The organism is Shimia sp. CNT1-13L.2, from assembly GCF_024331145.1.
In the GTDB taxonomy this organism is placed as follows: domain Bacteria; phylum Pseudomonadota; class Alphaproteobacteria; order Rhodobacterales; family Rhodobacteraceae; genus Shimia.
Map to the genome: position 1 here is coordinate 15,035 of NZ_JANDJO010000008.1, position 13,019 is coordinate 28,053.

Sequence of the window (13,019 nt, forward strand, 5' to 3'; positions counted from 1 at the left end):
GGAGTGGGAGAGCGGCGCTCGGGTCCGGATGAGAGCATGGCCGGACCCGGAGAAGGATCAGATCTTGGTCCGAACCACGGCCCAGGCGTCGTCCAGCGCGCCCTTGAACCGTTCGGTCGCCAGGTCGATCTCGTCCTCGTTGATGATCAGAGGCGGCATAAAGCTCATCCGGTCGCCGATGGCGCGCAGGTACAGGCCGCGATCATGGGCAAAGTTCTGCACCAGTTCGCCCACCTTCAGGGCCGGGTCGAACGGTTCGCGAGCCTTGGCGTCCTTCATCAGTTCGAAGCCACAGAACAGCCCCACGCCGCGCACTTCTGCCACCAACGGATGTTCCGCCATCGCGTGACATTTTTCGAGGAAGCGGCTGGAGACCTTGCGCACATGGCCGACGAGGTCGATCTCGTCGTAAATATCGAGCGCCTCGAGCCCCACGGCCGCGCCGACCGGGTGTCCGGCATAGGTATAGCCGTGGCCAAAGGTACCAACCTCGTCCGAGTTCTTCATCATGTCGGCATACATCTCGTCCTTGAACATCAGGGCCGAGATCGGGAAGAACGCCGCCGACAACGCCTTGGCACAGGACACCATGTCGGGTTCAAGACCCCATGTCTCGGATCCCCACATGTTGCCCGTCCGGCCAAAGCCGCAAACCACTTCGTCAGCAAGGAACTTGATGTCATATTTGCGCAGGACCGACTGCATCTCTTTCCAGTAGCCTTCGGGCGGCATCAGCGCGCCACCACCGGAAATGGCGGGCTCAGCAAAGAACGCGGCCACAGTTTCCGGGCCCTCCACCAGGATCAGTTCCTCGAATTTCGCGGCCATCCGCGCCGAGAACTCTTCTTCGCTCTCGCCGTCGATGTGGAAACGGTAGTAGTTCGGCAGCTCGGTGTGCTTGAACTCGGGAAGAGGCAGGCCGAACTTGGCGTGCATGTGGGGCTGGCCCGACAGCGACACTGTTGCAACGGTGTTACCGTGATAGCCGCGCACACGGCCGATGATCTTTCGGCGGTTCGGCTCACCCTTGGCGGTGTTTGTGTACCACAGCAGCTTGATCGCGGTGTCGTTGGCCTCGGACCCCGAGCACTGGAACATCACGCGGTTCATGTCACCCGGCGCCATGCCGATCAGTCTTTCGCCAAGCTCCGCCACACGAGGGTGGGAGCGGTTGTAGAAGGTCGGTGCAAACGGCAGCACGTCCATCTGGCGCTTGGCGGCATTCGACAAGCGTTCGTTGTGATAGCCGAGGCTCACGCAGCCGAGGCCAGAGAACCCGTCAATGATCTCGCGACCTTCGCTATCGTAGATGAATACACCCTTGCCATGGGTAATCATGGTCGGCCCCTGCTCGGCGTGCTGGCGCAGGTTCGACTGTGGGTGCACGTGGTGGGCTTTGTCCTGCTCAATCGAGCGTTTGGCGTCGACGTTCATACTGGTGCTCCAATTCAAAACTCAAAGCAGTCTCACATTTAACTTGACTGAAGATCAATTTCGAAGTTTTTTCGATTTGTTGAATCTTTTTCACTCAATATACCATGAAACCTCTACTCGACCTACGCCACCTGCAACTGATCCAAGCGATCATTCAAACGGGCCGCATCACCGATGCCGCCAAGCTTTTGGGTGTTACCCCCTCGGCCTTGTCACACCGGCTGCGAGAAGCCGAAAGGCGGCTCGACGTGCCACTTTTTACCAGGATGCACAAGAAGTTACGCAAAACACCAGCAGCCGATTATATGGCCGTTGTGGCGGAACGCATTCTGACCGATCTGAGCCGTGCCGAAGAAGATGTCCGCCGCATGAACGCCGGCGTGCAGCATGTTGTGCGGCTCTCAGTAGAGGCCTACAGCAACTATCGCTGGCTGCCGTTCTTTATCAAATTTCTAAAATCCCGAATTACGGGAATAGACATACAGATCATGGCCGGAGCCCGCATTGATCCGGTCAACAGCGTCATGAATCGCAATATCGACATTGCCGTCATGTCCGGCAATGTTGCGCAGGTGGGGTTGAGTACAATTAAGCTGTTCGAAGATCCACTCCTCTACATCATGCCACCGTCACACAGGCTGGCTGATCGTGACTATGTGGAAGGTACGGACATCGTGGGCGAGCACTTTATCACCTACACCAAAGTGCCTGAACCAGACCGCGAGTTCGCACTTCTTTTCCGTCCCACTGACAGCTACCCGCAATGGACAGCGACGGTTGAACTTCCCGAAGCTATTGTCGAACTGGTTGCCTCGGATCTCGGCACCAGCGTTTTATCGAACTGGGCGCTTCAGACGGCTCTTGCCGAAGGCCGGATTGTCGGAGCACAAGTCACCGAGGCTGGCATCACCGTACCTTGGCGCGCTGTGCTGCGCGCAGAAGATATGGAGGAAGACGATCCAATTCTGCAAGTTGCCCACCTCCTGGCAGAGTGGTGCAGCTTGCCCGATGGTGGTTTCCATATCACCTGACACAATACTCTGCTGCCCTGCTGGGCCCCGGGCACCACTCGCCCTGGCCGCCTGCCCTTTTCCAACGAGCCTATCGCTTTTGGCAGTCGGGTACACTCGCCCTCAGAATAAGTGTTCCTTGAATTTACGCGGACCGCATCCTTCTACAGAGCTCAATTAAATTTCCCTGCGTGTAGGCAACGTACTTGGGTGTTTGGATAGGATAGACTTCGGCTGGCGCAGGTACCTTCTTGCCAATCGACCACAGCGTTTTCCTTCTACCGCGAAAAACCTTGCTGGTCCGCGAAAACGCCAGACCTCGCTTGTGCCGAGGATACAAGGAAACCCCATGCGGTGGATGCGAACGCCTGATGGTCTGTCGCAAGCCAATAGGCGTTCGGAATGGCAATGTCTCAGCTTCTTTCCAACCGTTCGTTGCTCGGATCATAGAGAGGTCTAAGACTGGGCTCGGCGGGCACTGGTTTTCCTGCCACCACAATCTGATAGCTTCGCGCCGCCAGTTCCTTCATGGTCATGCCTTCGGGACAGGTGACATACCCCATTCCGATGGCACCACCCACAGACCAGCCATAGCTGGCCGAGGTCAAGCGACCGACGTTCTGCCCATCGCACAAAATCGGTTCTTTCCCAAACACAAGCGCATCAGGGTCTGTCAGCCGGAATGACAAGAGGCGGCTACTTGCACCTTCTGCCTTGCGCGTTTGGATCGCAGCTTTCCCGGTGAACTCCGTATCGAAATCACATGCAAAAGTCAGACCGCTGTCTACTGGACTATCGAACGGCCCAATGTCGTGGCCCCAATGGCGGAAACCCTTTTCGATCCGGCAGGAATCCACCGCCATACCGCCACACAAACGCGGGGCGCCATCGGCAGCCATCAGCGTCTCGAACACCTGCTGTGCGAACTCTGCCGGGACATGCAGTTCCCAGCCCAGCTCGCCCACATAGGTGATCCGCTGCGCCCGCACCGGCGCATGGCCCAAATGCAGGTTCTGCCAGGTGCCGAATGGGAACGCCTCGTTCGACAGATCCGCCCCCGTCAGCGCGCTCAGAAACTCGCGCGACCGCGGCCCCATCACCGCCAGCGTCGCCTCGCCCGCCGTCACATTCACAACCGATACACCTGTGCCCTCAAGCCGGGACGTCAGCCAGCTTTGCGTCTGCGATTCGGCCCCGGCCGAAGCCATTACCATGAACCGTGTCTCGGACAGGCGCGCAACCGTCACATCGGCCTCGATCCCGCCCTGTTCGTTGAACATGTGCGTATAGATCAACGCCCCCGGCGCCACGGCCATATTGGCCCCGCACAGGCGCTGCATCTCGCCCTCGGCATCCGCACCGTCGACGATAAACCGCCCAAAAGTCAGGTCGATCAAGCCAAGGTCGGTGCGCAGCGCCTCATGTTCCTCCCGCCAGTCATCAAACCACGGCTCTCGCCCGAACCCATCGGTCATCTCGCGCCCGTAATAAAGCGGCCGCTCCCAGCCGTTGGCACTGCCAAACTGTGCCCCCGCGTCCCGAAGATGCGCATAGTAGGGCGTGCGCCGCAGCCCTCGCGCCTCGGCCTTGCGTAGATAGGGCCAATGCATCGCATAGGCATGGCTCAGGGTCTCGGCGGCCTTGGTTGCCGTATAGCTTCGGGCGTTCAACCCCGGCACGATGCGACGGCTGTCCACATCCGTCAGGTCCATTGTCATCTGGCCATTGATAATCCATTCCGCCAGCGCCTTGCCCGCGCCCGGCCCGTTCTGGATGCCGGTCGAGTTGAACCCGGCAGCAACCCAATAGCCCCTCACATCCGTGATCGGCCCCAGATAGTGCTTGGCGTCCGGGGTAAAGCATTCCGGCCCATTAAAGAACTTGCGAATGCCGCTTTCTGCCAACGCAGGAACCCGCTCCATCGCCGCCTCGAGAATGGGATAGAGGTGTTCCTCGTCACAAGGTAGCTCGTCAAACTCGAACCTCTCAGGCAGGCCTTGTTCGGGCAACCACGGCGTCGCGTTGGGTTCCGAACAACCGATCAGCAGCTTGCCGGCATCTTCCTTGTAATAAGCGTATTCATCCATCACCCGCAGCACTGGCAGGTCGCCGGTCACGCCTTCAATCGGATCGGTCACGACGTAGTAGTGATTGGTGTAATGCAGCGGGATCTGCACGCCGTGGGTCAGCCCGAACTCGCGCGCCCACATGCCGGTGGCGTTGACTACATGTTCGGCGCGGATCAACCCCTGTTCGGTTTCCACGCCCACCGCACGACCGCCCTCGATCACCACGCGGCTGACGGGGGTATCTTCGAATATCTGCGCACCGTTCATGCGCGCGCCCTTGGCCAGCGCCATGGTGGTGTCGATGGGGTTGGTATAGCCGTCCCCGGGAAACCAGAACGCGCCTTTGGCGCCGTCGATGGACAGCAAGGGCCAACGCTCCTGCGCCTCGGCCAGTCCGATCTCCTCGGCGCGGATGCCACAGCCATGGGCGTAGTCGACCTTGCGCCGCAACTCTTCCATCCGCGCGTCATTCAGGGCCACGGTCATCGAACCATTTCGCTTGAAGCCGGTGTTCTGGCCGGTCTCGTCCTCAAGGGCTTCCATCAGGTCGAGGCCGTATTTCGCCAGCGCCGTCATCACCGGCACGCCCTGTGTTTCGCTGACCAGACCAGCGGCGTGCCAGGTGGTGCCGGAGGTCAGTTTCTTGCGTTCCAAGAGCGCAACCGACCAGCCCGCCTTGGCGAGGTGATAGGCCGTCGCACAGCCAACGATGCCGCCACCGATGATGGCAACCTGAACGTCTGTGGGCAGGGGTTTTGTCATCACCTCGCCTCCGATGCGTAGGGCTGCGCCTGACCCTGGGTGGGTACGAAAGCGCCCTCCCGTGGGGAGGGTCGGGCGCTGCCCGGCCTATCTTCCGGGCGGGACATTTCCGATCCGTTCGTCATGCTCCTACCCCCGCAACCGTTCATTCTCGGGATCATAGAAAGGCACGGTCGAAACAGTCGCCTTGACCGGCACGCCCAGAACTTCGATCTCGTAGACATCACCCGGATTGGACGGCTCGGTCAGATAGCCCTGCGCGATCCGCCTGCCGATGCGGAACCCCGTTCCGCCCGAACTCACATAGCCCACCGGCTTACCATCCCGGCAAATCGGGCTGGAGGACAGCGCATCAGCCCCATGCCCATCCAGCACGAAGGCGGTAAAGTGGTATGCCTTCTCCTGTTTCGCCTGCGCCAGAAACGCGTCGCGACCCACAAAGCTCGCTTTTGTCTTGCTGACGAACCGCTCCAGACCCGCATCAAACGCGCTGTATTCGATGCCGAAATCCGCGCCCCAGCCGTGATAGCCCTTTTCCAGGCGCATCGCGTTCAGCCCGTAGGATCCGAACTCGACCATGCCCTTGTCGGCCCCCTGCTCCATGATCGCCTCATAGACCTTGACCAAATCATCGCTGCGCAGATGTAACTCCCAGCCCAGCTCGCCCACATAGGATACGCGCAGCGCAATCACCGGCGCACCGGCGATGGTGATCTCGCGCACCGACATCCAGGGGGCTGCCTCTTTCGACAGATCATCATCGGTCAACGGCTGCAGCACGTCGCGCGACTTCGGCCCCATCACCATCAGCGCCGCGTCGAATTCCGACCCACGCTTCAGCGATACGCCATCTTCGGGCAGGAATTTCGACATCCAGTCATGGTCGCGCTGATCGGCCAGCGTCGGGCCGCACAGCAGGTATTTGTCCTCGCCCAGACGCGCAATCGTCGCCTCGGACCAGACCTTGCCCTTGGGCGTCAGCATGTAGGACAGCTTGACCCGGCCAACCGAGGGCATCGCGCCACAGAACACTTCGTTCAGGAACGCGGTCGCCTTTGGCCCCTCAACCTCGTAGCGGGTGAAACCGCCGTGATCCATCACGCCGACATTGTCGCGCACGCCTTCGCACTCGGCCTTGACCGCGTCATGCCAGCATTCGTGGTGAAAGCTCAGCTCGCCATCATTCTTGATCGCATTCGTCTCAAACCAGAACGCCCGCTCCCAGCCAGCAACCTGCCCGAACTGAGCACCCTTGGCTTTCAGAGTGTCATAAAGCGGCGTGGTCTGCACCGGGCGGCCCGATTTCCACAGGCGGTGCGGATAGGGAATCGCATATTGGTTTTCATAAAGCTCGCTCGACCGTTTCACGGTGTAATCAAACGTCGCCCATTCCTCACCAAACCGGCGCGGATCCCAGAACGACATATCCCACTCGGTTTCGCCCTCGGTGATCCATTCGGTCAGCGTTTTCGCTGCCGCAGCTGAATGGGTGATGCCAACCGGGAAGCAGCAGGCATGGTAGAAATTCGGCAGACCAAACGCGGGGCCGCACAGCGGCGCGCCATCGGGGCTATAGGGGATCGGGCCGTTCACGAACCGGCTCACCCCCGCCTCGCCCAAGAGCGGCACATGCTCCAACGCGGCTTCAAGGATTTCGGCGATGTCATCAACACTGTCGGGATAGAGCTGGTTGGCAAAGCAATCCGGCATTCCGTCGAGCCACGCTGGACGCCCCTCGTGGCCATAGGACCCCAGCAGCAGCCCGTTCCGCTCGCGGCGCAGGTAGTACATGATGTCCGGATCACGGACGAGCGGGAAGTTCTCGGGGTTCGCTTCCAATTCGGGCAGGCTGTCGGTCACCAGATACTGGTGCTCAAGCGTGACGACGGGCAGCTTCTGGCCCACCATCTCGCCCACCACGCGGCCATAATAGCCACCGGCGTTGATCACGATGTCCGCAATCACATTGCCCTTGTCAGTCACAACCTCCCACTCGCCCGACGGGCGGCGGTTGATGCCGGTGACTTGCGTAAAGCGCGCGATTTCAGCGCCCAAATCCCGCGAACCTTTCGCCAGGGCCTGCGTCAACTGCGAGGGGTCAACATCGCCTTCATAGGGGTCCAGAATACCGCCGATGATGCTGTCGCCCGAGCTGAAATAGGGGTGCATGTCGTCCATCTCGGACGGGGTCAGCATGGCCATGTCATAGCCAAGGCCCTTGGAGATGCCCACTAAATGGCGGAACAAGTCCATCCTCTCTTCGGTGTGCGCGGGCCAGAAGGCACCGGTGTGGCGATAGGTGATCGGATAGTCGACTTCCTCGGCCAGGTCCTTGTAGAGCCGCCAGGCATAGTTACCCGCACGCATCCCGCCCCAGCTGTTGGCATAGGTCGGAATGTTGCCCGCCGCGTGCCATGTCGACCCGCTGGTCAGTTCGTTCTTTTCAATCAGCAGCGTATCGGTCACGCCCGCCTTGGCGAGGTGATAGAGGGTCGACACGCCAACCGCACCGCCCCCGATAATGACAACTTTGGCTTGGGTTTTCATGAGTTTCTCCACGCGATTAGGAGTGCGCCTGACACTGGGTGGGCGCTTTTACGCCCTCCCGTGGGGAGGGTCGGGCGCGGTCCGGCCTGCCGCCGGACCAATTGGTGTTTGTTGAGTCTGTACATCGTTGTTCCCTACCTAGCAGTCGCTCGGCGGCAGCCGGATCGGCAGACGCGCGCGCAGGGCGGCTTCGACATCAGCGGGCAGGTGAGACGGCGCGGGCTGCGCTTCGATTTCGGCGACGCGGGCGATGGCCCTGTCCCAGACGGTCTGTGCGCCGCTTTCCAGCCAGTCGTTCACGCTCTGGCGGTCGCCTAGCTTGGGATAGACATATTCCTTGGTCATCAGGTCCAGCGTCTGCGCGGTGCCAAGAAAGTGCCCCTCACCCGTCACCACCTCCTCGATCATGTCCAGATCAATCGAGCCTTCGAACATCTCGACCCCACGCACCGAACGCAGGATCGCACCGCACATGTCATTATCGATCACCAAAGCCTCTTTGCTGGCCGCCATGATCGACCCCAGCATGCCAACGCTCAGGTTGATCATGTCCGCGCCACCTTGGGCGGCAAGCGCGATTGTATAGCCCTTTTCATAGCCCGACTGCGCATCCGCCGTCTTGGCGTCTGTCATACCCGCCGATACGGTCGACGGCAGGCCAAGGTTCAGCAACAGCTGCGCCGCGGCGGCGTTGGCCACAGCGGCCTCGCCCGAGCCACCGGTCATCGCGCCGGTCCGCAGGTCGGAAATGAACGGCAGGAAGGCGAGAATACAGGGAAACCCCGGCTGCATCATGTTGACCAGCACCAGACCGGCCAGCGATTCCGCCAGTCCCTGCGCCAAGGCACCGGCCAGCGAGGCAGGGCTGGTCGCACCTGCCTGCGCGGCAGAACAGATCTGCAGCGGCATCCCCAGACGTACGCATTCCTGCATCACGCCACAGGCCTCTTCCGCCAGAGTCAGTGGAGGCACTACGTGGCATACCGAGGCAAAGCAGAACGGCTGTTTGGCAAACGCGCCCTCGCCCCCCAAGGCCTCGTCGAACATGTCGATCACCGGTGCAACATGTGCTGGTTCGAAAAAGCTGGTGCCAATGGGTTTCGAGGTTGCTTTCATCGCGACAAAAGCGGTGTTGATATCCAGCGTCAACGGATCTTCCAGATCGCGTGCCACCACCGGGCGCAGAGAATAGTGGATGCTGTCACAGGCATCCACGATGCGCATCAGGCCATAGAGATCCCGCAAGGTGCTGTCGCGAAAGGTATTTGTGGCAGAGTCAAGCACCTGCACGGCTGCACCTCCGGTGCCGATGTGCACTTTGCCACCGCCGACTTCGATGCCTCGGTCACGCAAGTAGCCCGGCAGCTCTACCCGCTTGCAAGCCTTGGAGATCATGTCCTCAACCAAGCTACGAGAGAACGTGATACGCCCATCGGCACGCTCTTCCGCGCCGTTCTCCAACGCCAGCGTTTTAAAGTCTGCCGGCGCATTCGATACGCCGATGCGCTCGAGAATATCGAAAGCCGTATTAGTGATATGCGCCAACTTGCTATCGTCGAGCGGCATGAAACGGCCGCCGACGGGTGGCAGGGTCATCTGTGGCGTCGTAGGCTTTACGCCTCTTTTTAATCTTGTTCGCCGCATGAGCGCGTCCTCAGTAATCTGTCTTGTTGACGCATTCTAGGAGTGGCTTGAAATTAGCTCAATTCCATTATTTACATCATTTCGTGAAAGACATTCACTCAACAAGGTAAGCCCGAGCCGCCTCCGAGACTCGATCCGCCAAAACGCGATCCAGCCATGTCGGATCCATCTCTGGCACCGAAGACAGCAGTAAGTCGGTATAGAGCGCATGTGGTGGCGAGAAGATCGCATTTTTGGGCCCTTGTTCCACGATCTTGCCGTGCTGCATCACCACGACCTCATCCGCAATGGCGCGCACGGTCGAGATATCGTGGGTGATGAACATATAGGCCAGGTTGTGTTCTTTCTGAAGCTTGTCCAAAAGGCGCAAAATGCCTTCCGCCACTAGCTGGTCCAGCGCAGACGTCACCTCATCGCAGATCACCAGTTGCGGAGCTGCCGCGAGGGCACGCGCAATACCGATACGCTGTTTCTGACCGCCCGATAGCTCAGACGGCAGACGATTCATGTACTGATCCGGCTCCAGCTCGATATCAGCCAGAAGCGCACGAGTTTCTTCGGTCAACGCCTTGCCCTTGAGACCGCGGTAATAGGTCATTGGACGCCCGATGATATCACGAATTCGCTGCTTTGGATTTAGAGCCGTATCCGCCATCTGATAGATCATTTGAACTGATTTTAGCTCGGCCTTGCTGCGCTTGCGGAACTGCGGCGCCAAAGGTTCGCCGTTCAACAATATGTCACCAGAAATCGGCGGCAAAAGCCCCATCAGGCTGCGTGCAGTTGTTGATTTGCCCGACCCGCTTTCCCCGACAACAGCGACTGTGCGTCCTGGATAGAATGACATGGAAATATCGTTCAATACCGGCTGGGCCATACTGGGGTATTGAGCGGTCACGTTCTTCAACGAAACCACCGGCACCGCATCTTCCGAAACCTCGGGCTTTTCCTCTGCCGTAAACGAACGAACCGCCCAGAGCGACTTGGTATAGTCTTCTTGCGGGGCGTTCAGCATCGTTTCAGTGTCGGCACTTTCCACTTCATTTCCGTGACGCAAAACCATGATGCGATCCGCCATCTGCGCGACAACCGCGAGGTCATGGGTGATGTAGATCGCCGAAGTTCCGAACTCTTCCACAATCTCGCGAATGGCCGACAGCACCTCGATCTGTGTCGTTACATCCAGGGCTGTGGTCGGCTCGTCGAAAATGATCAGATCGGGCCGGCAGGCCATGGCCATTGCCGTCATAGCCCGCTGCAATTGGCCGCCGGACACCTGGTGCGGATAGCGGAACCCAATCTCGTCAGGATTCGGCAACTGCAATTGGCGGTATAGGTCAATCGCATCTCTTTGCGCTTCATCACGCGACATCACGCCTCGACGTACCGCAAACTCAGTGTGCTGATTGATGAGCTTGAAAGCCGGATTAAAGCTTGCGGCAGCAGACTGCGCGACATAGGCAATCCGGGTCGAGCGTAAATTACGACGCGTCTCCCGGTCCGCCTTAGTCAGATCTACTCCATCGAATTCAACACTACCGCCAGAAAACCGGCAACCGTCGCGCACATAGCCCATAGCGCCCAAACCGATGGTGGATTTACCGGCGCCGCTCTCGCCGATCAAGCCCAGCACCTCACCTTTGGCCAGTGTTAGATCGACACCTTTGACAATGGGTTTCCAGCGGTCCTCGGACAGGCCTTCGATCTGAAGGTTCTGGACCTTCAAAAGCTGGGTATCTTGGTTTGTCATGGTCATTTCCCTCGGGTTTTGAGACCACTGGCCTTGTGCAGCATCCAGTCAACTATGAAATTCACTGCCACGGTCAAAAGGCCAATCGCGGCAGCCGGAATAAGTGGCGTCAGGTCGCCAAAAGTGATGAGCGACGCATTCTCGCGCACCATCGAGCCCCAATCTGCGGCAGGCGGCTGGATACCCAACCCCAGAAACGACAGTCCAGAAATCGTCAGGAACACGAAACAGAAGCGCAGCCCGAACTCTGCCACCAGCGGCGGTGCGGCGTTGGGCAGGATCTCTTTGCGCATGATCCACCAAAGACCCTCGCCTCGAACCTGCGCGGCCTCGACATAATCCATCACCACGATACCCATCGCGACGGCGCGGGCGATCCGATAGACAAAGGTTGCGTAGATCAATGCGATAACCCCAATAAGGCTGGTCACCGAAGCTCCAAAGATGGTCAGCAGAAGCAACGCAAAGATCAGCGTGGGGATCGAAATCACCACATCGACGGCGCGCGACAGCAGTTGATCAACCCACCCCTGCAAAACAGCCGCGAAAAAGCCCGCCGTGGTGCCCACAACAAAGGCAATCACCGTCGTCAGCAGGGCAATCCCGATGGTATTGCGCGCGCCATATATCATCCGGGTCGCCATATCGCGCCCCAGACTGTCGGTGCCCAGCCAGTTGACTGCAGACCAAGGCTCGTATTCATAGCCTACAACTTCGCTCTCACCAAAAGGTGCCAGCATAGGGGCAAAGATTGCGACGAAGATGTAAAGCAAGACCACCACGCAGCCGAACTGCGCGGTCAGCGGCGCCTTGCGCAGCTCATGAAGAAATCCGTTCATCATCACTTCCTGTGCAAGAGGCGCGGGTTCGATGCGATCGAGATCAGATCGGACGCCAAGTTGAAGAGGATATAAGTGGCGGAAAACAGCAGGCAGGAGGTCTGCACCACGGTAAAGTCACGCTTGGCAACGCTATCGACCAAGAGCTGCCCCATGCCTGGGTAAACGAAGACCACCTCCACGATCACGACTCCTACAATAAGGTAGGCAAGGTTGATTGCGATAACGGTGACGATTGGGGCGATGGCATTTGGCAGCGCGTGAATAACAATCAATCGCCGCTGGCTCGCGCCCTTCAAACGCGCCATCTCGATATATGGAAGCGCCAGAAGGTTGATCAAAGACGCGCGCGTCATCCGCATCATATGCGCAGTCACGATCAGCGTCAGGGTCAGCGCGGGCAGGAACGTTCGATAAAGGCGGTCGCTCAGGCTCGCGTCGTCCGACAAATTGGCGATAGAGGGGAACAAACCAAGCTCTACTGCAAACAACCAGACCAGAATATAACCGACAAAGAACTCGGGCACCGAAATCGCGGTAAGCGTGGCTACATTGATCGACTTGTCGAGGAGCGTGTCGCGATAAAGCGCTGCAACAACCCCCAGCAAAACCGCCAACGGCACCGAGATCAGCGCCGCGAAACCGGCAAGGAAGAAGGTGTTGTAGAGACGTTCACTGATCAGGTCCCAGATCGGAATGCCCGAAATCAGCGAGTTGCCTAGATCCCCCTGCAGGAACCCGCCTAGCCATTCAAGGTAACGCGAGTGCGCTGGCTGATCGAGCCCCAATTCACGCCGGAAAGCAGCAAGATTTTCGGGCGTCGCGGATTGCCCGAGAACCTGCTGGGCCACATCGCCCGGCAACAACTCAATCGACAGGAAAATGACGAGCGACACAACGAAGAGTGTCAGCAGGCCAAGAGCCAGCCTTTGTATGAAGAGCTTGATGAGATAGTGCATTGTGT

8 protein-coding genes are annotated in these 13,019 nt (G+C 59.1%); 1 reads left to right on the plus strand and 7 read right to left on the minus strand.

Annotated features, from left to right (window positions below; all coding sequences use genetic code 11):
* Nucleotides 1–57: 57 nt before the first annotated feature.
* The gene (locus tag NNA36_RS15535) at nt 58–1,434 is read right to left on the minus strand and encodes an aminotransferase (protein ID WP_255108681.1); all 1,377 of its coding nucleotides are present in this window, start codon (nt 1,432–1,434) and stop codon (nt 58–60) included.
* Between the two features lie 104 nt (nt 1,435–1,538).
* Here NNA36_RS15535 and NNA36_RS15540 point away from each other — a divergent pair, with 104 nt between their 5' ends.
* The gene (locus NNA36_RS15540; RefSeq protein WP_255108683.1) at nt 1,539–2,465 is read left to right on the plus strand and encodes a LysR family transcriptional regulator; all 927 of its coding nucleotides are present in this window, start codon (nt 1,539–1,541) and stop codon (nt 2,463–2,465) included.
* Nucleotides 2,466–2,857: 392 nt separating this feature from the next.
* Here NNA36_RS15540 and NNA36_RS15545 read toward each other — a convergent pair whose 3' ends face one another.
* The 6 genes from NNA36_RS15545 to NNA36_RS15570 all read right to left on the minus strand — a co-directional run bounded on the left by NNA36_RS15545 (nt 2,858) and on the right by NNA36_RS15570 (nt 13,014).
* On the minus strand, nt 2,858–5,275 hold the full coding sequence (locus NNA36_RS15545; RefSeq protein ID WP_255108685.1) for an FAD-dependent oxidoreductase: 2,418 nt from the start codon (nt 5,273–5,275) through the stop codon (nt 2,858–2,860).
* A gap of 129 nt (nt 5,276–5,404) precedes the next feature.
* Nucleotides 5,405–7,822 carry an FAD-dependent oxidoreductase gene (locus NNA36_RS15550; RefSeq protein WP_255108687.1) on the minus strand — a complete coding sequence of 806 codons (2,418 nt, stop codon included), beginning with the start codon at nt 7,820–7,822 and terminating at the stop codon, nt 5,405–5,407.
* Nucleotides 7,823–7,960: 138 nt separating this feature from the next.
* Complete coding sequence (locus NNA36_RS15555) at nt 7,961–9,418, minus strand: trimethylamine methyltransferase family protein (protein ID WP_255108689.1); 1,458 nt, start codon at nt 9,416–9,418, stop codon at nt 7,961–7,963.
* Between the two features lie 142 nt (nt 9,419–9,560).
* The gene (locus NNA36_RS15560; RefSeq protein WP_255108690.1) at nt 9,561–11,216 is read right to left on the minus strand and encodes an ABC transporter ATP-binding protein; all 1,656 of its coding nucleotides are present in this window, start codon (nt 11,214–11,216) and stop codon (nt 9,561–9,563) included.
* 2 nt (nt 11,217–11,218) lie between these two features.
* Complete coding sequence (locus NNA36_RS15565; protein ID WP_255108691.1) at nt 11,219–12,055, minus strand: ABC transporter permease; 837 nt, start codon at nt 12,053–12,055, stop codon at nt 11,219–11,221.
* A gap of 2 nt (nt 12,056–12,057) precedes the next feature.
* Nucleotides 12,058–13,014, minus strand: coding sequence for an ABC transporter permease (locus NNA36_RS15570; protein ID WP_255108693.1), 957 nt, complete (start codon nt 13,012–13,014; stop codon nt 12,058–12,060).
* Nucleotides 13,015–13,019 lie beyond the last annotated feature (5 nt).